This window comes from Leptospiraceae bacterium, from assembly GCA_025059995.1.
In the GTDB taxonomy this organism is placed as follows: domain Bacteria; phylum Spirochaetota; class Leptospiria; order Leptospirales; family Leptonemataceae; genus SKYB61.
In genome coordinates, this window is sequence record JANXCF010000003.1 from 283156 (window position 1) to 308437 (window position 25282).

The 25282-nt window shown below is 34.1% G+C and carries 24 protein-coding genes; 11 read left to right on the forward strand and 13 right to left on the reverse strand.

What is annotated here, in order from left to right; all coding sequences use genetic code 11:
* Window positions 1–3 precede the first annotated feature (3 nt).
* Together nadA and rpsD are read left to right on the forward strand one after the other, a co-directional pair.
* Window positions 4–993, forward strand: a complete 990-nt coding sequence (gene nadA, locus NZ853_05880) for a quinolinate synthase NadA (protein MCS7205207.1) — start codon at window positions 4–6, stop codon at window positions 991–993.
* A 98-nt stretch (window positions 994–1091) separates the two neighbouring features.
* Entirely contained in the window at window positions 1092–1712 is a 621-nt protein-coding gene (gene rpsD / locus NZ853_05885) for a 30S ribosomal protein S4 (protein ID MCS7205208.1), read from the forward strand.
* Between the two features lie 65 nt (window positions 1713–1777).
* On the opposite strand, the gene NZ853_05890 is transcribed toward rpsD, so the two are convergent.
* The 5 genes from NZ853_05890 to NZ853_05910 all read right to left on the reverse strand — a co-directional run bounded on the left by NZ853_05890 (window position 1778) and on the right by NZ853_05910 (window position 6048).
* Window positions 1778–2128: a flagellar protein FlaG gene (locus NZ853_05890; protein ID MCS7205209.1), complete on the reverse strand. Its 351-nt coding sequence runs from the start codon at window positions 2126–2128 to the stop codon at window positions 1778–1780.
* A gap of 59 nt (window positions 2129–2187) precedes the next feature.
* Window positions 2188–2988, reverse strand: a complete 801-nt coding sequence (whiG, locus tag NZ853_05895; protein MCS7205210.1) for an RNA polymerase sigma factor WhiG — start codon at window positions 2986–2988, stop codon at window positions 2188–2190.
* Window positions 2989–3003: 15 nt separating this feature from the next.
* Complete coding sequence (locus tag NZ853_05900; GenBank protein MCS7205211.1) at window positions 3004–3504, reverse strand: hypothetical protein; 501 nt, start codon at window positions 3502–3504, stop codon at window positions 3004–3006.
* Between the two features lie 63 nt (window positions 3505–3567).
* Window positions 3568–4524: a MinD/ParA family protein gene (locus NZ853_05905; protein MCS7205212.1), complete on the reverse strand. Its 957-nt coding sequence runs from the start codon at window positions 4522–4524 to the stop codon at window positions 3568–3570.
* An 18-nt stretch (window positions 4525–4542) separates the two neighbouring features.
* Window positions 4543–6048 (reverse strand): AAA family ATPase, encoded by a 1506-nt coding sequence (locus NZ853_05910; protein ID MCS7205213.1) that lies wholly within the window; start codon window positions 6046–6048, stop codon window positions 4543–4545.
* 190 nt (window positions 6049–6238) lie between these two features.
* Here NZ853_05910 and NZ853_05915 point away from each other — a divergent pair, with 190 nt between their 5' ends.
* Both NZ853_05915 and NZ853_05920 read left to right on the forward strand, forming a co-directional pair.
* On the forward strand, window positions 6239–6790 hold the full coding sequence (locus tag NZ853_05915; GenBank protein MCS7205214.1) for a hypothetical protein: 552 nt from the start codon (window positions 6239–6241) through the stop codon (window positions 6788–6790).
* A gap of 56 nt (window positions 6791–6846) precedes the next feature.
* The gene (locus NZ853_05920; protein MCS7205215.1) at window positions 6847–7908 is read left to right on the forward strand and encodes a class I fructose-bisphosphate aldolase; all 1062 of its coding nucleotides are present in this window, start codon (window positions 6847–6849) and stop codon (window positions 7906–7908) included.
* A 33-nt stretch (window positions 7909–7941) separates the two neighbouring features.
* On the opposite strand, the gene NZ853_05925 is transcribed toward NZ853_05920, so the two are convergent.
* Window positions 7942–8583: an HAD hydrolase-like protein gene (locus tag NZ853_05925; GenBank protein MCS7205216.1), complete on the reverse strand. Its 642-nt coding sequence runs from the start codon at window positions 8581–8583 to the stop codon at window positions 7942–7944.
* A gap of 63 nt (window positions 8584–8646) precedes the next feature.
* Between NZ853_05925 and NZ853_05930 the strand changes: the two genes are divergently transcribed.
* A complete protein-coding gene (locus NZ853_05930; protein ID MCS7205217.1) occupies window positions 8647–9933 on the forward strand; it encodes a hypothetical protein in 1287 nt (428 codons plus the stop codon).
* Complete coding sequence (locus NZ853_05935) at window positions 9930–10568, forward strand: metallophosphoesterase (GenBank protein ID MCS7205218.1); 639 nt, start codon at window positions 9930–9932, stop codon at window positions 10566–10568. The genes NZ853_05930 and NZ853_05935 overlap by 4 nt, the downstream gene beginning before the upstream one ends.
* Here the strand turns inward: NZ853_05935 and NZ853_05940 are convergent.
* Window positions 10563–10943, reverse strand: a complete 381-nt coding sequence (locus tag NZ853_05940; GenBank protein ID MCS7205219.1) for a PilZ domain-containing protein — start codon at window positions 10941–10943, stop codon at window positions 10563–10565. The two genes, NZ853_05935 and NZ853_05940, sit on opposite strands and share 6 nt — an antisense overlap.
* Before the next feature lie 102 nt (window positions 10944–11045).
* On the opposite strand from NZ853_05940, the gene NZ853_05945 reads away from it, so the two are divergent.
* Together NZ853_05945 and ligA are read left to right on the forward strand one after the other, a co-directional pair.
* Window positions 11046–11537, forward strand: a complete 492-nt coding sequence (locus NZ853_05945; protein MCS7205220.1) for a transcriptional repressor — start codon at window positions 11046–11048, stop codon at window positions 11535–11537.
* 20 nt (window positions 11538–11557) lie between these two features.
* On the forward strand, window positions 11558–13618 hold the full coding sequence (gene ligA, locus NZ853_05950) for an NAD-dependent DNA ligase LigA (GenBank protein MCS7205221.1): 2061 nt from the start codon (window positions 11558–11560) through the stop codon (window positions 13616–13618).
* Between the two features lie 19 nt (window positions 13619–13637).
* Here ligA and NZ853_05955 read toward each other — a convergent pair whose 3' ends face one another.
* The gene (locus NZ853_05955; protein ID MCS7205222.1) at window positions 13638–14903 is read right to left on the reverse strand and encodes a nucleoside transporter; all 1266 of its coding nucleotides are present in this window, start codon (window positions 14901–14903) and stop codon (window positions 13638–13640) included.
* A gap of 123 nt (window positions 14904–15026) precedes the next feature.
* Here NZ853_05955 and carB point away from each other — a divergent pair, with 123 nt between their 5' ends.
* Window positions 15027–18389 carry a carbamoyl-phosphate synthase large subunit gene (gene carB, locus NZ853_05960; GenBank protein MCS7205223.1) on the forward strand — a complete coding sequence of 1121 codons (3363 nt, stop codon included), beginning with the start codon at window positions 15027–15029 and terminating at the stop codon, window positions 18387–18389.
* Complete coding sequence (locus NZ853_05965; protein MCS7205224.1) at window positions 18386–19159, forward strand: alpha/beta hydrolase; 774 nt, start codon at window positions 18386–18388, stop codon at window positions 19157–19159. Before carB ends, NZ853_05965 begins: the two co-directional genes overlap by 4 nt.
* A 755-nt stretch (window positions 19160–19914) precedes the next feature.
* On the opposite strand, the gene NZ853_05970 is transcribed toward NZ853_05965, so the two are convergent.
* The 5 genes from NZ853_05970 to NZ853_05990 form a co-directional block, all read right to left on the reverse strand.
* Window positions 19915–21051, reverse strand: a complete 1137-nt coding sequence (locus NZ853_05970; protein MCS7205225.1) for a hypothetical protein — start codon at window positions 21049–21051, stop codon at window positions 19915–19917.
* Window positions 21052–21054: 3 nt separating this feature from the next.
* Window positions 21055–21738: an ABC transporter ATP-binding protein gene (locus NZ853_05975; GenBank protein ID MCS7205226.1), complete on the reverse strand. Its 684-nt coding sequence runs from the start codon at window positions 21736–21738 to the stop codon at window positions 21055–21057.
* 2 nt (window positions 21739–21740) lie between these two features.
* Window positions 21741–23078 (reverse strand): ABC transporter permease, encoded by a 1338-nt coding sequence (locus NZ853_05980; GenBank protein ID MCS7205227.1) that lies wholly within the window; start codon window positions 23076–23078, stop codon window positions 21741–21743.
* Between the two features lie 74 nt (window positions 23079–23152).
* Complete coding sequence (locus tag NZ853_05985; protein ID MCS7205228.1) at window positions 23153–23818, reverse strand: CoA pyrophosphatase; 666 nt, start codon at window positions 23816–23818, stop codon at window positions 23153–23155.
* The gene (locus NZ853_05990; protein MCS7205229.1) at window positions 23775–24455 is read right to left on the reverse strand and encodes a hypothetical protein; all 681 of its coding nucleotides are present in this window, start codon (window positions 24453–24455) and stop codon (window positions 23775–23777) included. The genes NZ853_05985 and NZ853_05990 overlap by 44 nt, the downstream gene beginning before the upstream one ends.
* A gap of 100 nt (window positions 24456–24555) precedes the next feature.
* Between NZ853_05990 and NZ853_05995 the strand changes: the two genes are divergently transcribed.
* On the forward strand, window positions 24556–25281 hold the full coding sequence (locus tag NZ853_05995; GenBank protein ID MCS7205230.1) for a methyltransferase domain-containing protein: 726 nt from the start codon (window positions 24556–24558) through the stop codon (window positions 25279–25281).
* The last annotated feature ends 1 nt before the right edge of the window (window position 25282 follow it).

The window sequence follows — 25282 nt, forward strand, 5'->3', positions numbered from 1 at the left end:
TATATGAAGATCGATTTGTCGATAAAGCAAGTTCGAGAAAAACTTAAGTATTTATACTTCCCTCACGAGATTGACAGAGCCATCGAACTCATCATCGAAATACGCAAACTAAAAAAAGAGAAGAATGTCGTAATTTTAGGTCATAACTATATGACTCCAGATGTTTATTGGGGTATATCTGATTTTGTGGGGGATTCTTTATTTCTTTCGAAAATGGCCTCAAAGGTTGAGGCTGATATGATTCTTTTTAATGGTGTGTATTTCATGGCAGAAACGGCAAAAATCTTAAACCCAGAAAAAAAAGTTTTGATTTCTGATAAAGAAGCGGGTTGCTCTTTAGCAGAAAGTATCACAGCCAGTGATGTTCGTGGTTTGAAAGAACAATTTCCAGGAATTCCCGTTGTTACCTACATTAATTCCACTGCCGAAGTGAAAGCCGAATCAGATGTTTGTTGCACAAGTGCCAATGCCTTAGAAGTAATTGAAAATATAGATTCAGAGAAAGTCATTTTTCTACCTGATGTTTATCTTGGAAAAAACCTCCAAAATCAAACCAAAAAACAACTCATCCTTTGGGAAAAAGGAAAATGCATTGTGCACGAACAATATACTAAAGAAGACATCGAATACTATAGAAAACAATTTGAAGATTTGTTGGTAATTGCTCATCCTGAGTGTTCACCTGAGGTTATTGAAGTTAGTGATTTTAGTGGTAGCACATCCCAAATGGCAAGTTTCATTGAAAAAAGTTCTAAGAAAAACGTTCTCTTGGTTACAGAATGTGGTATGGCTGATAACTTACGAAGTGAATTTCCTGAAAAAAATTTTATAGGAACTTGCCACACTTGTCCTCACATGAAAAAAATTACCCTCAAGAAAATTTATGATGCCTTACAAGAAGAGAAATACGAAGTTCATGTGCCAGAGGATATAGCCATTAAAGCAAGATCAGCAATAGAAAAAATGTTTCTTATCCCTACAAAACGATCATAACACAAAAAAACTCCAAAATTGAAATCATACTTTACATGAAATGAATTTGAATATTTTTGGAAATGTAGTAGCTATTTTTCAATCTAAAGGAGAAAAAATTGGCAACTCTAAGAAAACCTCGACATAAAATTTGTAGATATGCTGGCTTTTGTCTATATGGTAATCCAAAATGCCCTTCAACAAAAAGACCTTATCCTCCTGGGTATCGCCCTGAAAGTTTAAGAAAGAAAAAAACTCCTTACGGAGAACAACTCCTTGAAAAGCAAAAGCTTCGATTAACTTATGGTATGATGGAACGCCAATTTTACAACACTTTTGTAAAAGCTACAAGATTGCATGGTAATACTGCTGATAACTTCATCAAACTTTTAGAAAGTAGATTGATGACCCTCGTTTACAGACTAAAGCTTGCAAGAACCATCTTTGATGCTCGACAACTTATTAGTCACGGGCATATTACTGTAGATGGTAAAAGAGTAACGATACCAAGTTATCAAGTCAAACCTGGAAGTATCATCGGAGTAGCCGAAAAATCCAAAAACTTAGCAAGAATAAAAGAAGCCATCGCTTTAAGGGAGGGTAAAACTTATCCAGTCCCTTATCTCGAGGTCCAAGCGGATGGAATTTCAGGTAAATTCTTAGGAATCCAAAACATTCAAGATGTTCCTCTTGATCCAAGAATCAACATCTTAAAAGTTATAGAGTTTTATAGCAAGTGATGATTGTTTAGCTAAATATCAATTAGAAGATTCATTTAAAAAGTTTAATAAAGTGATTTGAAAATTTAAGTTGATTTTTCGATAAATAGGCCAGTGGGAAGTAATGGATATTTTTTTAACTCATCATCATTAAAACCTCGCTTTAGTTCTTTGATAAAATTTAAAAAAATTTCTGAAGGTATTTCGTTAATAACCTCTCCTGTTAGATAATTATATACCCTTACTAAAATTTTTCCTGTATCATTATCCACTAAGTAAGAATACTTTATGTTTTTGGAGTCCAAAGTTTGGAAGTGGGTATTAATTGTTTCATATTCACTATTTTTATGATCGTTTAACTTATTATTATCGAATTTATGATTTTGAAATGATCTAACATGAATTTCATTAATGGTAATATTTTTTGTTGCTTCCATAATTCTTTCCTATTACTCTTATCGTATCTTGATTATTTGTTCTTGATAACTGGGTTTTTTTATTTTTTTAAAGCATTCTTCATTCTCATGAGTTTGCCCCGCAAACGAAGAATGGCTTTTGTGTGAAGTTGAGAAACACGGCTTTCTGTTACTTCCAGAACTTCCCCTATTTCTTTCAAAGTTAAATCTTCGTAATAATATAGAACTATGACCTTTTTTTCTTTGTCGGGTAGTTGTTTGATGGCTTCGACAATTACATTCCTGATTTCTTCTTTCTCGATTATGTTGTCTGGATTAAAGGTTGCAGGAGATTCGATTGAGTCAATGAAAGACATCTGATCGCTATCATCATTCCCATACCAAACTTCATTTAGAGATATGACACTTGCCCCTGAAATTTTCGTAAATAATTCTTGCAGTTCTTCAACAGTAATCCCCATTTCTTTTGCGATTTCCTCATCATCAACAGTATGTCCCAAGCGATTTTCAAGGGTAATGATGGCTTCCTCTATTTGTTTTGCTTTTTGCCTTAAACTTCTTGGAACCCAGTCAATATTTCTTAATTCATCAAAAATCGAACCTCGAATCCTTGTCATTGCATAAGTTTTAAATTTGATATCTCTTTCTGGATCAAATTTCTCGATAGCATCTAATAAACCAAATGTTCCATAACTAACCAAATCGTCGAACTCTACTTGTTGAGGCATTCCTACGGCAATTTTTCCAGCTACGTATTTTACTAATGGCGAATACTTCAAAACAAAATACTCTCTAATTTCTAAATCCTTTGTTTTTCGATAAATCTGCCAAAGTTCTTTTTCGTCTCGGTCTTTATATTTTTCTAAAATTTTCTTTCGCATTGTCATAGAAGACACCTACTCATCTTTTGCCAGCATGGTTCTTATAGCTTGTGCCATCAACTTTGGTTCATTTTTGATGGTAATCTTATCTATCAAAATATGATCCCCGAAGTGTTTAGGCTTTGAATCTTTACTACTTGTAGTTTGTATAAGTTCTTCTGATATACCTTCAGATCCTGTATTCGAATAAAGAACTTCTTTGTTGTCCACAATTTCATTCATTTCGTCTGTATGTTCACTTTTTTCCAAACTTAGCTCATCCTCAAAATCAGCTTCTTGAATCGTATTCCTGCGCGAGATAGACAAGCCATCTTCAAAGCCTTCTATCAACTCAGGTACTCTATGTTTTAAAATCAAAAAAGAAATGAGTCCTACAGCACTACTCAACACAACCGAAATAAGAATACTAATTAGAATTGAATATAACGAATTTTGGGAAAACAGCGAAAAAAGCAACGAAATTATAAAACCTAATGATCCTATAACTAAGACAAAAAAAAACATTGTTTTGTTCATATCATATCTTAATACCTATTAATAAAACAAGAAAAGTTTTCAAGAATTTTTTTGTTATTTTCTTTAGGTATCTTGAAAAATTTGAAAGAATTTGCTGAAGAAACCTGAGATTCCGCTTCGGTTCTCATCATGATCTTCGATATTCAAAATTCTTTTTGTGATGTGGTAAATACATGTGGAACTCTTTGCATTAGGATAAGCTATAATTAGGGGTCTTTGAATTCGAATGCTTTTTTGAACAAATTCTTCTTTATATATGAAACCAATATTTTCAACCTCTGCTTTCAAAAATTGAGCAGAAATCTCGATCAATCGATCTGCTACTTTCTTTGCTTCTATGGCTGATTCTACTTCATTCACAATAAGTTTGATTTTTTTGTCAGCTTTATTTACAACTATGCTCTTAATCATCCCATAAGCATCTGTGATAGCCGTTGGTTCAGGAGTTGTTATCACAATTACCTCATCAGCTGATTTAAGAAAACTCAAAACATTTTGTCCAATCCCTGCTCCTGTATCAATGATGAGATAGTCATAACCTACCAGTTCATCCAAATCTTTAATAAACATCTCTCTCTGTTCTTCCGACAAATTAGCCAACTGATAAATCCCATTAGCACCAGCGATGAAATCTATCCCATAATGGGTTTTAATGACAATATCCTTGACTTTCTTTTTTCCACGAAAAACCTCATAGATATTGTGTTCTGGAACAATCCCTAAAAGCACATTCACATTTGCCAATCCTAAATCACCATCCATCAGGAGAACCTTCTTGCCTAATTTAGCAAGCATGATAGAAAAATTCACAGAAAATGTTGTTTTTCCAACTCCCCCTTTTCCTGAAGTCACAGCAATCACTTTGGATATGATTTTATTATATCCTTCGTTAACATCTTGATAAGTGAAGTTTCCTTCGTTCATGGAATCTTCAGGATTTTTCAAATGATCATTTGTGTTTTTGTTAATATTTCCATTTTGCAAAGTTCTCAGTTTTGCAGCTTGATCTGTATAAATCATAATTAATCCCCAATTTGTTTATTTTAGGATTTCTTCTAAAATCCCTTCTACGCTTATTTCTAAAATATCATCCGGCACATTTTGACCATTCATAAAATACGAATATGGTCTCTTTATCTTATCGACTAATTCAAAAAAATAACCAGAAAAATTTACTTCATCCAAACCTGTCAATATAATTTTTTGATAAGGTAATACATTAAAAAATTCCAAGAATTTTTCTATTACTTCATTTCTCATAGCAGCTGATATTACTAAATGAACTTCTTTTATACTTGTTGCATCAACGAATTTTTTTATTTTCATTAAACGTTCTCTGTCCTGAAAACTTAACCCTGGTGTGTCTACAAATATAAAATCACTTCCATCTCTAACCAAAATCTCCTGAAAATCACTCAAATGGTAAGGTGCATAAAAGGGAATCTCTAGTATTTTGCAATAAGTTTTCAGTTGTTCTGCTGCAGCGATTCTATAATCATCTAAACTGATTACTGATAAAGTATAATTTTCATGGATCTTATATCTTGCAGCAAGTTTTGCTAAACTGGTAGTTTTTCCTGAACCATTTGGTCCGACAAAAAATATAACATTCGTTGCTGAATCATAATATCGTATTCCTGGATCAAAATAAAAAAAGTTTTTTAGTTCTTTTTTTACGTGTTCAAGGAATTCTCTTGGGCTTCTTTCTGTTTTAGCAGGCAATTTTTGTTTTAGGACTTGAAAAAACTTTTGCGTAAATTCGTTTGAAAATTGAGACCTTAAAAGCTTATCCCTTATTTTGAGATATAATACTTCATCGCTTTGTAGTTCTTCTGTTTGTGGTGGTAAAGGTTTGTCTAAATTCAATAATGCATCTATTTCTTCTTTTGTGAGTTTTTCCAACCTTAAAGGTTTTGTGATTTCATTCGGAATAACTTTTGATTTTGCTGATTCTGTTTCAGATTTCGTTAAAGTGTCTATTCCTAAATTTCCTTTATCTTCTTTTGCTTTTGGGAACTCTGAGACTTCTATAATTTCTTGTTGAGTGAAATCATTTTTATATTCACCTAATTTTTCTTCTTTTAAGCGTCGTAATGAATGTATGATTTCTTCGATGTTGTTTAAGTCAGTTTCAAATAATGACTCTGTGGCTGAACTTTGTTTTCCAACTTCTAACTTTTTTTCTTTGGTTTGTTTTGAATTTTCTATTTCTTTTACTTGATCAATTGGACTTGTGCTTTTTGTTTCTTCAGGTTTTTCCTCTTTTCCTTTTTTGCTCGTTTTGCTCGAGGTCAGATCAAAATTGAACTCTCTTTTTTTCAAATAAGAGTATGTGTTTTGAAATCGATTGCTTCCATAAGGTGAGTCATCTTCTGGTATCATGACTTCTATTTCGTATAATTTCTTAGATAAAAATCTTGTTCCTAAGATCCCACCTTGGTTGATCTCTTTTGTGTCTAAGATATAAACATTCGTTCCGTATTTCTTCCGTATTTGCATTAGGATTTCTTGTATGGTTTCGCCTCGGAATTTATCGTATTTCACGTTAAATGAATTATGTCTTGATAGACTTTACTTTGGCAATTTTTTTTTAATTGATTTCCTTGATTTCCGACAAAAAACTAAGATGGAAAATAATGTGATTAAAACACTTAACAAAAAAATAGCTTTCATTATATTAATTCTTTTCATTCATTGTAATGAAAATTTTTCTAAAGATTTACTACATGATTTGATGTTAAAACTGGATGTAAAAAAAATCCCTTTTGGGATAGAACCAAAGATATTAGAATCTCAACTAAACAAGTATCTTATCAATAAGGCCCATGATAGGATTGAATTTGCTATCGAGCCATCTCAAGAAGAAGAAAATCAAAAACAAACTCCCATATTGAAAGAAATGGATGATCCTTTCTTGATCAAAATGAAATGTTACTTCTATGATAACCAGTGCCGAATTTTTCAAATTGAAAAAATAGGAAACATCTCATCGATAAAAGAATACTATCAAAATTTCTTAAAAATCAATACTATACGAAAAGAAAACATCAAAAAAGAAAGCCGAAAAGAAGAAGTTACTGAAACAAGAGCTACAATTTCAGAAACATACCAACTGATTGAAACTCAAAATAGTATCATTGAAGTTTATTTAACAACTTTAAAATTCCCAGAAGATGTAAAGAATAATCCTAAAATACCCCTAAGTGACAAGATGAACATAGATGTGCGTATATACTCGAAGAACCATAATCATGGATTGAGCCTAGACTATTTTCTTAAAAATTAGAAAAAGAAACCTAAAAAAAGATTTGAAAATATAGCCTTATTTGATACCTTAAACTCATGGATTTCACCAAAATTGATAATGTTGTAAATCTATTAGGCGACGAAGCGGAGTATTTATTAAATTACAAAGCAAAATTCCCAAAAGAGTATTTACATTTACCTTCGCCTGATTTTGTTGATAAGGTTTTTGGTTTATCTGATAGAAATCCTCAAGTTCTTCGATCCTATCAGCAAATCTTAAGTCACGGAAGATTAGCAAACACAGGTTATGTTTCCATTTTGCCAGTGGATCAAGGGATTGAGCATTCTGCAGGAGCTTCCTTTGCACCAAATCCAATTTACTTTGATCCCGAAAACATTGTCAAACTAGCCATCGAAGGTGGATGTAATGCTGTTGCTTCTACTTTTGGAGTTTTAGGAGCTGTGGCGAGAAAATATGCCCACAAAATTCCCTTTATTGTGAAAATTAATCACAATGAGCTTCTCACATACCCCAACAAATACGATCAAGTTTTATTTACCCATGTTCGAGAATCCTGGAACTTAGGTGCTGTTGCTATAGGGGCTACCATCTATTATGGCTCAGAAGAGTCCACAAGGCAAATTCAAGAAATTAGTGAAGCTTTTTCTTATGCTCATGAATTGGGAATGGTCACAGTTCTATGGTGTTATCTACGAAATAATGCCTTTAAAGCAGACAAAGATTATCATTTAGCAGCGGATTTGACAGGACAAGCAAATCACTTGGGTGCTACCATCGAAGCTGACATCATCAAACAAAAACTCCCAACAAACAATGGAGGTTATAAAGCATTAAAATTCGGTAGAACTCATGATAAGGTCTACACTGAATTAACCTCAGATCATCCCATTGATTTGACTCGATACCAAGTAATCAATAATTACATGGGAAGGGTCGGACTCATCAATTCTGGAGGAGAATCCAAAGGAGAAACAGACCTAAAAGAAGCAGTAAAAACTGCCATCATCAACAAAAGAGCTGGAGGCATGGGACTTATTTCAGGAAGGAAAGCCTTCCAACGTCCTATGCAAGAAGGAATAGAACTTCTCCATGCTATTCAAGATATTTATTTAAACAAAGATATAACCATAGCATAGCAGTTATATTCATCAGAGAGAACCTACATTACGTCAAATGTGGGTTCTATTTTTGATTTCGTTTAAAATAATTTCAGAAGATTTTTCTTTATCCGAAATCCAAATACATCTCCATCCCAAAGATAAACTCAATGCAGAATCCAAATTTTCTTTACAATCATCAAAATAAAGAACCTCATGATATTTTTCTAAATTTAACTTTTTTATCACCGTTTCGTGAATAAGGATAAAAAAATCTGGATCCGGCTTTCGGATTCCTACTTCACAAGAAAAAAACACATAATCAAACCATTCTTCTAGTTCCTTTTTAACGGAAAAAATTTCATGATACCAAACCGTATAATTTGATGCTAAGATTGTAACGAAAGAATATTTTTGTTTGTTCGTTTGGATAAAATGGAACAATTCTTTTGTGTTTTTGAGAAATTCAATTTGTCGAAACATGATCTTTTTCATTTTCGAAATATCAGGCAGTTGATATTTTTTGGGATTCTCCTTAAATGATAAGTTCTTGTATTCATTTTCTAAAAGTTTTCCTTCTTCGAATCGTTTATAAACTTGATGGTCTTTAATTTGATTCCAATGTTTCTTTTGTTCATCACTCAACTTGAAATAGAAATTTTCGAAAAATGGATCACGAATAAGGGTATCCATTAAATCAAAAATCAGAATCATAATTTTTGATAAATAAAAAACAATTCTAATTTTCTTTAATCAATAGTCAAAAAATTTGAAGTCATGGGATTATTGATCTATAATTTTCTTATCACTCTTGCCTTTTCTACTTACCAAATTCTCGCTAGAATCCATCCTAAAGTGAAAGTTTTTCATCAACACCGACAAGAAGGAAAGACCCGTATAAAGAACTTTCTATCTCGACAAAAAGAAAGAAAAATTTTGTGGTTACACGCTTCTTCTGTAGGGGAATTAGACCAAGCATTGGCATTATTTCGATTTATAAAAAAACTTCATCCCCAAATCCCTGTGCTTATTACAGTCTTTAGTGAAAGTGTAAAGAATCTCGATAAGATACCTTCTGATGAAAAGGCATATTTGCCTATCGATTTCCCTTGGCAATGGAAGTTCCTAAATGATAAAGTCTTAGCATTCATCACTTTTACTTGGGATGTTTTTCCAAATTTACTCAAAACATTAAAACTTAAAAATACTTACACATTTTTGTGTTCAGCAGCAATTGAAAAGGATTCTTATAAAATCAGAAATCGAAGTTTTTTTCGCTTTTTGTACGAGAACTTAGATGGAATAGGAGTTGTTGATGAAGAGAATTTGATCCATTTCCAAAAACTTTACTCAGGAAACATCAAAATCACTGGTGATACTCGTTATGAAACCATTTATTACAAACTACAAAACCAAAGCCTAAAAAAAGAATTCGAAGAAAAACTTCAAATCGACCAAGAAATTATCATACTGGCTTCTACATATACAAAATGCGAAGAAGAACTACTTCCACACTTATCCAATTTGATAAAAGAAACTCAAAGAAAGGTTTGGATTTTTCCTCATTTTGTTCAAGAAAAACGAATCCATGAAATCAAAGAAAGACTTAATCAATACCAAATTCCTTATGTAGTTTTTAGTGATGAGGAATTTTTCAGAAAATACCAAGCCAGTCAGGTTGTGATTGTGGATGTTTTAGGGATTTTAGCATATGCTTATACAAGAAGTAAAATTTGCTATGTGGGTGGTGCATTTCATCATCGAGTACACAACACGGGAGAACCAGCCTTTTGTGGTTCCATACCCTTTACAGGTCCGAGAATTTATGCAAGTCCTACAGCAGTTTTACTCGAAAAACACCAGTTTTTGTTTTCCCATTCCAACGGGAAAAGCCTTATCCAACACATGATACAACTACTCAAAGACCCAATCACCCTCAATTCAAAAAGAGAGGAAATGATTAAACTCGTATCAAGCCAATTAGGTGCTTCGGAAAAATTTTATCATGAGTTTTTAAGAAAAGTTATTGTATCAAGCCAAAAATTCCATTCTTTATCATCATGAAGCGAACAATCTTTATTGGGGATGTGCATGGTTGCCTACATGAACTCAAACTCATGATAGACAAAATCAAACCTAAAAAACAAGATAGAGTGATTCTTGTAGGAGACTTAATCAATCGTGGTCCTGATCCAGTTGGTGTAGTAAAATACGTTTATGAAAATGGTTTTGAGTCTTTAATGGGTAATCATGAATATGAATATTTGAAAGAATATCAAACCGAAAAAAAATATCAGATTTTGTACAACGAACTCGGAAAGAAACTTCACGATTGGTTGAGCCAAAGACCATATTGGATAGAAGATGAAAATTTTATCGCCGTCCATGCAGGGCTTCATCCAGATTACGAACTCCAAGAAACCCCACTGACGATTTTTTTGTTTATCCGTGCAATCAATCAGCATTTTATAAATTCTCATTACGGCATCCCTTGGTATATGAAGTACAAAGGGAAAAAAAAAGTAATTTATGGACATTGGGCAAGAAAAGGACTCACAATTCGCTCGAACACGATTGGTCTTGACTCAGGTTGTGTCTATGGTCGATTTTTATCTGCTTATATCTTAGAAGAAAACAGAATCATCCAAATCCCAGCCAAAAAAACCTACTATATTCCTCCATCACTGAAAGGATTATGATTTGTTTTCTAAATAAGATTGTATCAAACTATTCAAAATTTGATAATCTGTTGGTTCCATTGCCGTAAATTTGACAGCACAATACTTTCTTTCTTTTTGCTCATTATTAACATCAAGCCATATACGAACTACTCTACCAATGGCTTTTAACTCACCTTTCAATTCTTTTAGAGAAAACTTGACTAACATATAACTTCCTATAGGTATATCTTGATTGATTTGAAAACTAATTCCTCCTAAACTTATGTCTTTACTTTGGGAACTGACAAAATGTCTATCTGGACTATTTAACAATTCATAATTCACTTCAAAAATTTTATCAACTCGTGGGTATTTTCGTTTTTCCCTAAATTCATTTCTCTCTTTTGATGACATAACTCCTTTATCCCTGATATATTTTTCATATTAAAATCTATCTATGAAATCAATAAAAAAATATGATTTACAATCAAAAAAGAATTGATTATCATGAATATGATGTCTAGCAAAAGAAATGTTGAAGTTCACAAAGAGTTAACAAAATTTTCTGAATTTTTGAAAAAAAAGAACTTGAAGATAACAAACCAACGTCTATTAGTTGCTGAAAAAATTTTTCATATAGATACCCACTTCACAGTTGAAGAACTAACAGAACAACTTAAAGACAAACGTGATGAAATCTCACGTGCAACTATTTATCGAACGGTTTCACTTTTAGTCGAGAGTGGGCAGTTGATTGAGCATGATTTTGGACAGAACTCAAAGTATTATGAGTTTACTAACACTAAAGAACATCATGACCACATTGTTTGCTTAGACTGTGGACACATTGAAGAGTTTACTAATAAGTATATCGAAATTGTCCAGTTGGAGATAGCTGAAAAACTAAATTATGAACTAAAAGATCATTCGTTGATTTTGTATGGAAAATGTAATATCCTAAAAGAAAAAGGAAGTTGCCCAAAGTTCAAAAAAACCGATAAAAAATAAAAACCCTTTGGGCAGTTTCTATGAAGAAGCAAAAACTTTATTATGAAGAAGATCTTTTTTTGGATTTTTACAAAGTTCCTCCGAAACCACCACAAACCAAAAATCCCGAGGAAATTCGAGATTACATAAAAAGACTTACGGACTTTTTGAAATTCCATCAACATCTGTATTACGTCAAGAACAGACCCATAATTTCCAACAAAACCTTTGATGAGAAACTCAAAGAACTAGAAGAATTAGAAAAACAATTTCCTGAGTTTGCACAACCTGATTCACCAACCCATTTGATTGGTTCGGACTTGGATCAAGAATTTCCGAAGTTCCAACACAAAATCCCCGTTCTTTCCTTGAATAACGTATATACCCCCAATGAAGCTCTAAGTTGGGCACAAAAAACGGAATCAGATTCCTTTATCGTAGAATGGAAAGTGGATGGGGCTACCCTTGTTTTGTACTACGTTGATGGAATATTGCAACATGCTGTGACTCGAGGAACAGGAAACGTAGGCGATGAAGTAACGGGCAATGCCAAAACCATTCGTTCCATCCCCATTCAATTAAAAGAAAAAGTTTCTCTGATAGTTCGTGGCGAAGCTTATATGACCTATTCTGATTTTGAAAGATTTAACGAAGAATATGGTAGTTTATATGCTAACCCAAGAAATTTAACCAGCGGCTCTTTGAAACATAAAAAATCAAAAGAAGTAGCATTGCGACCTATCCGCTGGGTAGCTTTTGATGGTTATATTGAACATCCCTCTTTTATGTATGACTCTGATGTTTTACTCTACATGAAAAACTTAGGATTTCCCGTTTTTGAAGACAATGTCGTTTGCTCATTAAATGAACTTCCCAAAGTCATTTCTGAATTTCAAAAAAAAGAAAAAGAAGTTCCTTTTCCAGTAGATGGTTTAGTGATCAAAGTAAACAATAGAATTTTGAGGGAAGAATTAGGCTATACAGCAAACTCCCCACGTTGGGCTATTGCTTATAAATTTGAACCAGAAGTCGGAAGAACTAAAATTTTAGATATTGAAACCTTTGTGGGAAGAACCGGAAGAGTTACTCCCAGAGCTAAGCTCAAGCCCATCAAATTAGCTGGAACTACAGTCTCATACGCAACTTTACATAATGAAGACTTTATTAAAAATCTGGGTATTCGTATTGGTTCAGAAGTACTGGTAAGTAAGCGCGGTGATATTATCCCCGCAGTTGAAGAAGTGGTTGATCCTGGTGAAGGTCCTGAGTTTGAATTTCCCAAGGTTTGTCCATCATGTAAAACGGAATTACGAAAAGAAAAAGAGGGTGTAGACTGGTTCTGCCCTAACCCAGAATGTGAAGAAAAACTAATCGAAACTCTAATTTACTTTTGTAGCAGAAAACAAATGGATATCACGGGCTTAGGAGAAAAAACCATTCGAACATTATTTAAAAAAGGGTTTATAAGATACATAGAAGACATTTATGAATTACCCAAATACAAAAAAGAACTCATACAACTTGATAACTTCGGTGAAAAATCAGTCCAAATCATTTTGAATGGTATTGAAGCATCTAAGAATAAGCCATTTCGTGTGGTCCTGCCCTCTCTTGGTTTAAAGGACATTGGAAACAATGTAACAGAACTTTTATTGGATCATGGCTTTACTTCGATTGATAAAATCATTGCCTTAGTCAAAGAACCCAATGCAAAAGAAATTTTAACATCCATCAAAGGTATTGGAGATGAAATAGCTGACTCCATCATCAAGCAGTTTCAAGATCCAAAAATTTTAGCAAGAATTGAAAAATTACGTTCCCATAATTTACAACTCGAGGAAAACACCAAAAAAGAAAATGAAAACTACGAAAAAATCTTTTTAGGTCAAACTTGGTGCATAACTGGGAGTTTCGAACACTTCAAACCTCGAGAAAAAGCCATAGTAGAAATCCAAAAAAGAGGCGGGAAAATCAGCAACAACGTAAACAAAAAAACTACCCATTTATTGGTAGGAGATCAGCCCGGAAGTAAACTCGAAAAAGCCAAAGAATTAGGCATCCGAATCGTCACCGAAAAAGAATTCTTAGAATTAATCAAATAGCATGATGGTTATAAATTACTCAAAAAAGCAAACTTGTTCCTGAATAATAAAATCCAGCCACAGCTCCTGTAAAAAGACCTGCGAAATTCGCTGCTAATAGAGACTTCCAAGAAATGGAAGCAAGGATTTTCGTTTTTTCTGGCACAATCATTTGAATACCACCGAGAAAAATGGCTAGGGATGCAAAATGGGTAAATCCACATAAAATATAAGAACTTATGAACGCACTCAAAGGTTGGATGGCTTGATTCTTCATAAGTTCTGCTAAATGGTTATAGGAATATACTTCTGTGAGGATGAGTCTTTCCCCCAAAAGCATAGCAACTTTCAAAATGTCTTCTGAAGGAACACCCGTCATCCATACCAAAGGATAGAAAAGATAACCAAATATCCATAGCAATGAAATTTGTGTTTCAAACCCCAATGCTTGAACAATCCCAATGATGATTTCATCCACAAGTTTTACTAAACCTATTACCGAAAGAAGTAGAGCTACAATACCAAAAATCAACTTTAAGCCCGTATTCGAACCCTGAATAATCGCCTCGGCAAGGGACTGTTCTTTGGGATAGGAAAGCTTCATGAATTTACCATACGTGACAGGAGTTTCTACTTCAGGAACAAGGATTTTCGAAAACAAAATTGCTGCAGGTGCTGACAAAATTGAAGCCACTACTAAATGACCCGCAATTTTAGGAAAAACACCCCCTAATGTAAATACATAGATTGCTAAAACATTAGAAGCCACTGTGCTTAACCCCGCTGTTAATATGGTTGCAAGTTCCGAACGAGTCATGGAAGAAATCAAAGGTCGTACAGTCAAAATTGACTCAATCCCAACAAAGATATTGCTCGAGGCAACCAAAGACTCAGCCCCTGAGATCCGAAAGAGTTTGTAAAAAACAAAAGAAAAAAACTCAATCAGATACTTCATGATATTCAAGTAATAGAGAACAGAAATCAAAGCCGAAAAAAACACAATCGATGGTAAAGCTTGAAAAATCAAAATAAATCCTAATGAACCTTCACTGCCAGGCGGGAGTGCTAAAACCCCAAAAAGGAATCTTGATCCTTCATTGGAAATTTGAACCAGCTTTACAACACCTTTGTTGATAAGATCAAAAAACCATATCCCCCACTCCAAACGTAAAAACAAAAAACCCAAAAGCAGCTCCAGAAGAAAAACACCAATGATTAAACGCAAATTCTGTTTTCTCTTGTTTTCTGAAAGAAGAAAAGCCACAAAGATTAACAAGACCATTCCCAAAAAAGAAAACCAGTTCATAGAAACAAAATTTGTAAAAAAGAATGATAATCAATTGTTTTTGGAATTTGTCTTTAGAAGAAACTCTGCTTGTGTTTTTTATTTACCAATAGACTGAAAAGCTTAATACAAAAAAATGAACTCATGCCCAAGCGAACCGACATCAAAAGCATTCTCATTCCTGGAAGTGGTCCAATTGTGATAGGTCAAGCTGTTGAGTTTGATTACAGTGGTAATCAAGCATGCAAGGTTCTCAAAAAAGAAGGGTTTCGAACTATATTGCTGAATTCTAATCCTGCAACCATCATGACGGATCCCGATGTGGCAGATGTAACTTACATTGAACCTATGACTCCTGAGGTATTATTAAAAATCATCGATAAAGAAAAACCTGATGCCATCTTACCCACAGTTGGTGGACAAACAGCTCTTAATTTAGTAATGGATTTGTGGCGTAGAGGAGAAATTCAAAAGCGAGGGATCAAACTCATTGGTGCGAATGCCGAAGCCATTGAAAAAGCTGAAAGTCGCGAAAAATTCAAAGAAGCCATCAAACGAATTGGACTAAAGGTTCCCGAATCCGAGTTATGTGAGTCCTTAGAACAAGCAATTGAATTCAAAAACCGTTTGGGACTTCCTCTTATTATTCGTCCTTCGTTTACCTTAGGAGGAACAGGTGGTGGGATTGCTTTTACGGATGAGGAGTTCATTGAAATTTGTAAAGACGGTTTAAATGAATCCCCAACCCATCAAATCTTAGTGGAACAAAGCATCTTAGGATGGAAAGAATATGAGTTAGAAGTTATGAGGGATTCCAAAGATAATGTCGTTATCATTTGTAGCATTGAAAATTTAGACCCCATGGGAGTTCATACGGGAGATTCCATCACCATTGCTCCCCAACAAACCCTTTCGGATGTTCAATACCAAAAAATGAGGGATGCTGCGATTGCGATCATTCGTGAAATTGGTGTGGAAACCGGTGGGTCCAATATCCAGTTTGCTGTGAATCCCAAGAATGGCGATATGGTGGTAATTGAAATGAATCCCCGAGTTTCTCGTTCATCGGCACTGGCAAGTAAAGCCACGGGATTTCCCATCGCAAAGATTGCTGCTCTTCTTGCAGTGGGTTATACTCTTGACGAAATCCCAAATGACATTACGAAAGTCACACCTGCAAGTTTTGAACCGACGATTGATTATGTAGTTACGAAAATGCCTCGATTTGCTTTTGAGAAATTTCCGGGAACTCCACGTGTTCTGGGAAGCATGATGAAGTCCGTTGGAGAAACAATGGCAATCGGTAGAACCTTTCTTGAGTCTTTCCAAAAAGCGTGTCGTTCCTTGGAGATTGGACGATTTGGTTATGGAAGTGATGGAAATTTAGAAGAGCTCTTCAAAATCCATGAACACAGAGAAAAAGGAACTATAGAATCTTTCTTAGTAGAAAATCTTCATAAACCCAATCCAGATCGAATCTTTTTGATCAAAGTTGCGATGGAACTTCATCACTCAGGAGAACTCAGCTTTCCCGTAGAAAGAATTTATGAACTTTCTAAAATCGACCCATGGTTTTTATATCAATTTGAAGAAATGGTGCAAAACGAACAAGAACTTCATGAGTATTTAAAAACCTCAAACTTCACACCAGAGATTCTAAAGAAATTCAAAGAACAAGGATATTCGGATCGACAATTAGCTTATATCAAACACAAAACGAGGATTGATCAAATCATCCAAGATCCCAACAAAACAAAACCCCAAAAATCCCGAGAAATCCTACAAATTATAAAACAAGAAGAAGAAAAAATCCGAGCTCTAAGAAATGAATACCAAATCAAACCCATTTACCATAGAGTTGATACGTGCGGTGGTGAGTTCGAAGCCAAAACCCCGTATTTGTATTCCAGCTATGAAGAACTCAACGAAATCGAAGCTCCTTCCAATCAAAAGATTTTGATCATTGGTGGTGGACCCAACCGTATCGGACAAGGTGTTGAATTTGATTATTGTTGTTGTCATGCTTCATTTGCCCTTAAAGAGATGAATATTACTTCTATCATGGTGAATTCTAACCCAGAAACAGTTTCTACTGATTATGATACCTCCGATGTCTTGTTTTTTGAACCCCTCACAGAAGAAGATATTCTTCACATTTGCGAGGTAATGAAACCTGATGGAATCATTGTTCAGTTTGGTGGACAAACTCCCTTAAAGTTAGCTCAGCCTCTACAAAAAGCAGGATATAAAATTCTGGGAACCTCTCCTGAAAGCATCCATAAAGCAGAGGACCGAAAAGAATTCAGCCTGATTTTACAAAAACTCCATCTTAATCAACCTCCAAATGGCATTGCTTATGATTTCGATGAAGCTCTAAAAGTAGCAAACCAAATAGGTTATCCTTGTTTGGTGAGACCAAGTTATGTTTTGGGAGGAAGGGCAATGGCAATTGTCTATGATGATGAACAATTACGTTCTTATATGGAAGAAGCGGTTTTGGTCAACCCTGAGCATCCTATCTTGATTGATAAATTTTTAGACAATGCCATAGAATTAGATGTAGATGCCTTATCCGATGGAGAAACAGTGTTTGTTGCAGGGATTTTAGAACATATCGAAGAAGCAGGTGTTCACTCTGGTGACTCGGCATGCATCATTCCACCCATTTCGTTATCCCCCATTATGATCGAAGAGATCAAACGAGCAACAGAACTACTTGCAAAAGAACTCAACGTGATAGGACTCATCAACGTTCAATATGCGATACAAAATCAAACATTATATGTTCTTGAAGTCAATCCAAGAGCAAGTCGAACCGTGCCATTTGTCTCAAAAGCCATAGGCATACCCTTAGCAAAAATAGCTACCAAGGTGATGTTAGGAGGAAAACTCAAAGAACTCCTAAAAGATTACAAAATCCAAAATGAATTCTATGCCGCAAAAGAAGTAGTGCTTCCTTTTAGTCGTTTTTCGAATACTGATATCATTTTAGGACCCGAAATGAAATCCACGGGAGAAGTCATGGGGATTGCTCGTAGATATGAAGAAGCTTATTTAAAAGCCATCATGGCTGCGGGAGAAAAAATCCCTCCTTTTAATAGTGGAGTGTTTATCAGTGTGAGTGATGAAGCAAAACGCCACTTGATTGATGAAATCAAAGTTCTCCACGAACTAGGATATGTTCTTTATGCCACCGAAGGAACCAAAAGATTGATTGAAAAACTAAATATTCCTGTTATCGGTGTTTACAAGCTCATCGATAAAAAATACCCCACCGCTTTGGATTTCATAGAGCAAAATAAAATCAAACTCGTCATCAATATCCCACACTCAAAACAAACCCGAGATGATTCTTTTGAAATTCGTAGAAAAGCCATCCGTTCGAAAATCCTTTGTATTACGACCCTCAATGGAAGTAAAACCTTCATACGAGGACTCAAAAAAATCAATGAAATGGAATTCGATGTTTATTCTTTACAAGAAATCCATCGAATCCGACATTCATGATAAAAATCCTCTGGATACCTGGTTTAGGTGCCAACGAAGTAATGTTTATTCCCATGCTGAAGGAATTCCATCGTTACTATCAATTCCAAATCCAAAACGTATTCTTTAAGTATTATGATGTTCCACCTAATCAAATCCAAAACTTAGAAGAATATGCCGATTTTCTTTATGAGAAAAATCAAACTAAACTCAGTTTTCTTTACGATATTGTGATTGGTTGTTCTTTAGGTGGGATGATTTTACAGACTCTCATTCACAAAAAGAAAATCCAATCTCGAATTTATGTTTTGTTATCTACGGGATTTCATGGTGACCAACTGACATTTCTTTCTAAATTCCTGACCTGGCTGGTGGATTTGATCCCCACCCGATCACGCAGAACCTTACAACTCCTTATTTCTTATTCCTATCGCTATTTTCGTTTTGATTTGAAGTTTGCTTATCAGTTCAGTAAAATGTTTGAAGACTTCCCTACGAACGTTTTTTTTGAGTCCCCAAAGTGGATCCGAAACTGGGAGGGTATCCCCGAAGATGAACTTTTCTCCCCCAACTTCTATGTAATTCACGGAACAAGAGATCCTTTACTTTCTTTCAAAAAGATTCAAAAAACACGAAAACCCAATCTCGTCATAAAAAAAGGAAATCATATCTTATTTGCTCTATACCCAAAAATTTTGACGGAAAAAATTCGGGATTTTTACCTCTCTTACACAAGGATAGCTCAAACAAACTCTCACCAAAAGAAAAAAAGATTTCGATATAAGATATGAAGTTATGATTTTATAGAACAGCTCCCGATCTTTGAGTTTGATCAAACAAAAAAGTTAGCCACCCACATCAAGGGAATGAATTAGGAATCCATGCCATTGGAATTGATATTTCTATTTTTAATGTCTTGATCTCCGAAGTAAAAAAAGTAAACACAACCTTACACAGTTAAACAAAATCGTTTCAATTAATAGAATCCCAACGAAGCAAAAACGAGCTCCTTTTTGAAGAAGAACTCAATGAAGAATTATCCAAGTTCAATCAAAAATATTTTTCTCTTCAGAAGAAAAAAAGAAAAACCACGAACTTGATTATGTAGGTCTTATTGACTATCATGAACAACATACATACGCTTATGAATTATTTGGATGAAAAAGAAAAGACGAAAGCGAAACCGGTTCTCTATCAAAAGGAAAAGATTGAATGGCTTTGTTTTCTTTTATTCATTCATTAAATACAACATTTGGAACATCCATATTTGAAACCATAGCTGAAATTGTCGCAGGTAAAATTTAAAATAGCAAAAAGGGAATACGTGGTAGGTGATACTATCAGTGAAATAGCTCAAAATGAAATCTGAAAAATCATCAATGAAATTTCAATCAGTGGAACGTACAATTTGTTATTAAATTGCTTTGGAAAAGTTGGGAAAGAGTTAAGCTCAGAGATTGATAAAAATTTTTCTAAATTTAGATGATATTGTTTCCAAATTATTTAGATGTTAGTAAATAAAATTGTTATTTCGAATTTTCATTTCTTAAAAAATCACCAAGATCTCTCGCATCCAGTGAGAAAAGCTTGTTTCCCATTCTTGAGAGTTTTGGTTCAAATCCAAATAAGGTAAATTCCATCCTATCGTAAGGAAATCCTTGATTTCTGTGTTTTCTCCCTGATCACCACGAAGGGTAAAGTTTTTGAGCCTTGTAAAAAAAGCACTTCTTGAGAAATACTTTTTGTTTTTTTTGATTTTTTTATTTTCTGCGGGAAATCGAAGGTATAGCTTAATTCCACTTCCGGTATTGGTTGGGCACTTGGCTAAAAATCCCCAATTCGGATGAAGCTGCCAAAAAAAATTGAAATCAATTAGTAAAGTTAATTTATAAAATTTTTTTATTGCCTGAGAAACATCAAAAATCAGTTCTTCATCAAAATGTTTATACTTCTTCCAAAATAAATAATCTATGCGTAAATGATCTTCATCACCAACGTATAATCTTATGACTTTATTTTCATCAATCCCCCAAGAAATGTTGGTAAATTCTTGTTTGATAAGAAACTTATTCCTGATTAAATCTGGGATTTGTAGAGAATCATAAAAAGTAATAGAAAAAACTTCAGATAAGCTCTTCTTCAAAAAAGAACTCGGACTAAGAAAAAATTTTGAAAGAAACCCCATCTCGTAGAGAACTAAATCATAATGGATTGATGGGACATTTCGATTAAGCCTCAAGCGAACACTCACTTCACCTTCTGACTGAAAGGGAATTTCTTTGATGTCTTTGAGAAAAAACTCATTTTCTGGATGGAATTGGTACCGATTCTTCCATTCTTCTTTTAGAATTTCCCATCGAGAAATTGCCTTTTTATTATCTTGAATTTTTTTTGAGTATTCTTCGAAGTAAATTTTTTCTTTTTGGTAAATTTCATCAAGTTCTTGATGATCCAATAATGATTGCAAATCATACTCAAACGTATAATAACAATGTTCACAAAAAGCCTTCTTGGTAGAATAGATTTCTTTTAGTTCTTTCCCGCACTGACATTTACGATTGGTATATTGTAGCATGGGGAAAGAAACCATGTTTTTGCAATGTTCACAATAAATCATGGTATCTTTGAGGGTATCTGATAAAATAAAAACAGAGATGTCCTTACCACAAAAAGGACAGTTCATAAATTAGATTTTGTAGAGTTTTCCGTTTTCCAGTTGGTATCGATTTGGGATCTCTTTCGTTATGTCTCGATCATGCGAAACCAGCACCATTGTGAATTGATATTCATCATGGAGTTTCCACAAGAGCTCCACTACCTTGAGGGAGTTTTCTTTGTCGAGATTTCCCGTGGGTTCATCGGCTAAGATGATTTTCTTTTTTCCCACCAATGCTCGGGCTACTGCCACCCTTGCCATTTCCCCTCCTGAGATCTGCGAGGGATAATGATGAAGTCGATGGGATAACCCCACTTTGTTTAAAATGTCTTTTGCTTCTTCTATTAACTCTTTGTTTCTTGTGGATTTGACTTTTTGATTTTTAATCCATAATGGCATCAATACATTTTCCAAAACCGTGAAATCAGGTAGTAAATAATAATGCTGAAAGATAAACCCGATCACATGGGAACGAAAATTATCGATCATCTTTGTGTCTTCGAAAATGACTTTTTGATTTTCTATGTAAATTTCTCCCAGCGTAGGTTTGTCTATGGTGCCAATCAAGTTCAAAAGCGTGCTTTTTCCAGAACCACTTGCCCCTTCGATAGAAATCACTGACTGCGATGGAACCACCAAATCAATCCCTTGAAGAACTCGAACTTCTTCTCCTTCTGAAATGTAAGTCTTATGAACTTGAAAGAGCTCTATCATAATCAATCGTTTCTGATGGTTTCAACCGGTTCTACTCTCGATGCCATACGTGCAGGAAAATACCCAGCAATCCCACTGAGTATCATCGTAAAAATACTAATCGAAATCAAAAAGATTATATCTACATTCACAGGAAGGTGATCAAAATAATAAATATTTCTAGGAATCAAGTATATAGTAGAGCAATGTTGAAACAAAACCTTACAGGAATGATTTAATAGATCTTCAATAAATTTTATAAAAGATTCTAAATTTTTTGAAGCATAAATCCCCATAGAACCACCAATCAAACAAGCAAAAAAACCAATAAACAAAGAATGACTTACGAAAATGATCAAAATGGATTTTGTGGGTAATCCCATAGCTCTCAACATCCCAATACTTTTTCGCTTTGACTGAACCAATAAGTGAGAAGTTATCCAAATGCCTGCAATGCCAGCCAGAATCAAAAATCCCAAAATCATCATCATTAAGGTTTTTTCTAATTGTAGTGCTGCTAAGAAATTCCCCCGCTCATCTTTTATTGTAGAAATAGAATACTCATAGGGATTTATGAGGACCTCGCGAATCAAGGTCTTGTAATTATCAATACCACTCAAATCCTTTAATTGAACGATGATGGAGGTTGTTTGATTTGGGATTTGAAGAATCCTCTGAGCTGTAGCAAGCGAGATAAAAATCAAATTCAAATCAAACTCATAAAATCCTGTTCGAAAAAAACCTCCAATAAGAAACTCCACCCTTTGGATCTGAACCCCACGAGCAAAAATCCCACCTTTGGGTAGAAAAACAGTGATTTTGTCTCCTAACTGCCAACCATATAATCTTGCCATTTCTTTTCCTATGATGGCTATATTTTCTCTATTCATTTTTTCTAAAAACGCTGAATCAAAATGTATGATTTCCGGAAAGTCTTTGATACTTCCTAATTTCGCTTCTTCGATATTCACGGGGATTGCTCTGATACCTTTGCCTTCAAACCTTCCTTGATATTCCAAAAGCCCATTCACAAAAATAGAAGGAAATACAGAACGAAGATTATTTCTCAAATAGTCCTGGTTATTCCAAATATTGTCAATAATTTCTTGATAGTTATCGATTAACTCATTTGGATTCACATACGAAATAGTAATATGATATCCTGAACTCCATAAAGATCTTTTAACTTCTTGTTGGAAACCATTGAATACCGAAAGAACCACCACCATGATAAAAACCATAAGAGACATAAACATCAAAGAAAGTCTCGTCCCTGTGTGTAATAACGATAATCGGCTTTGTCCCCGCAAATAACGAAAGGCTATAAAAAGTTCTAAAAAATAATTACGATAAAAGAACATACTGACAAAAAAAATAAAAAATTACCAATGTAAAACACTTTCAATATCATGGTTTTGTATTTTATAAATGAAATTTATAAAATATCTTTATAAATCATCAAAAACTCATTCATGATCATGGCGGTTGCACCCCAGATGATCTCGTCTGAGATTCGAAAGACTGGAACAATAATGGGAATTACTTGTTGATTCTTTTTGATTTGAATTTGTTGTCTGGTTCGATTTTTTTCGTCAAGAAAGTCCTCTAAAGAGAAAAGGAAAAGTTTTTCTACTTCTTTGGGATCTATCTTGAATTCGGGAAGTTGTTTCGTATAACCCAAAAAGGGATGAACTAAAAACCTACTCACAGGAATATAAAGAGAACTCAATTTACCTAAGATCTGGATTTGTTCTTTTGGAATACCAATCTCTTCTTCAGTTTCTCTTAGAGCTGTAGTAGAAAAAGTTTCATCGTTTTCTTCGAAAGCTCCACCAGGAAAGCTCATCTCTTGAGAATGAGGACCTCTTTCTTTGGGACGCTTGATGAAAGGAATATATATTCGTTCCTCTTTGGGTATCAAAATAATCAAAACAGAAGCATGCCGATAATCTTGATCTTTTGGTATGAAAAATTCTTCTTGAGAAGTTCGACTACTCATTTCCAACCATGCTTTTATTCCTGGTAATTCGTTATGCCTTAGATAGGAGTCTAGTTTTTTAATTAAAACTTCGAAAGGGTAATTCTTTTTGAAAGAACTCATCTTGATAAAAAAATTCTGTGATTGTTAGAGTGCTTCTTTCCGGATGGTGAACTTCTTCGATTTGGATTTTCAACCAACGCTGATAAATGTTTTCCGAAAACCCCTTGGATTCTCGAAGGGATTGATTAAAAGATGATATATTCCAGAATTGCCAACCTTCTTTTTTCGATACATCAAGAACCAGGAATGACTCTAAAACTGGCTGATCAGGGAAACGATATTCGTGGTTAATTTGATAAAGTTTTTGGGTGTAGAGTTCAAGTCGAATTCTTTTGGGGATTTGGTTTTTTAAATCCTCTTGAGAAAGAAAAAGACCAAAAGTTTTTAGCAAATTCCTTTTGGGAGGATGACAATCCATTTGATGGGTGGGCGAAATCTGCCATACAAAGGCACACTCCTGAACATCAATTTTCAAAGTTTGATGTTCAACAAAAGAAACTTCTCGAAAATTACATAGCTCTTTACAGGAAGTTTTTAGGTTTTTATCAAAACAGTTCTCTGGTTGCAAATCCAAAAAGTAATAATGGGTTGAGTAAACAATCGGTTTATCTAAATACTGCCAATCTTTTACTTCCCAAAAAGAACGTATATGAAAAAGAAATACTAAAGCGGCATAAACCAAAAAAACAAAAAACATATAAAGATACATCAATCCATAAATGTCTTTCTTTCTTCAATTGGCAATGATTTTATTTCAATTTACTTTTGATACAAATTCAGAATTTTGAAATTACAACATGAAAAAAAAAGATGTAGGCAATGGTATCTATCTTGATGGAAAGTGGTCCTTTAGCCACACAAGCGTAGTTGAAAATTTTGATGTTCACATCAGGAAATCCATCCCCTTGTATGAAGAAGGACATCAAATCATTCTAGATGTTTTGAAATTTTACTTAAAACCCTCACAAAAGTATATGATTTTGGATTTAGGTTGTTCATCGGGCATTCTTTTAGAAAAGATTTCTCAAGAATTTAAACATCATTCTTTATACTTAGTGGGGGTCGATAAAGAAGAAAAAATGATACAACAAGCCAAAAAAAGAAACTACTCAAAAGATCATCAGATAGAATGGGTGTGTTCTGATATGGTAGATTATAACTTCCCGAAACATCACATTGGGATTGCTTACTATGTCTTTCAATTTTTACCCAAAGAGAAACGAGTTGAGGTTTTAGCAAAAATTTATCATTCCCTCAAAAAGAAAGGTTTACTATTCTTTTTTGAAAAAACTCATCACCGAAATCCCATTCTCAATAAAATACATTCTCACATACTTTTTGAATACAAAAGACGACAAGGCTATAGCCAAGAAGAAATCCTCAACAAAGAAAAAAGCTTAAAAGGGGTTTTACTTCCAAACACCTTAGAAGAAAATTTTGGATTGATACAAAAGGCAGGTTTTGAAACTTTTACTTCAATTTTTCAATATGGTTCCTTTGTGGGATGGTTGCTTATAAAATAGA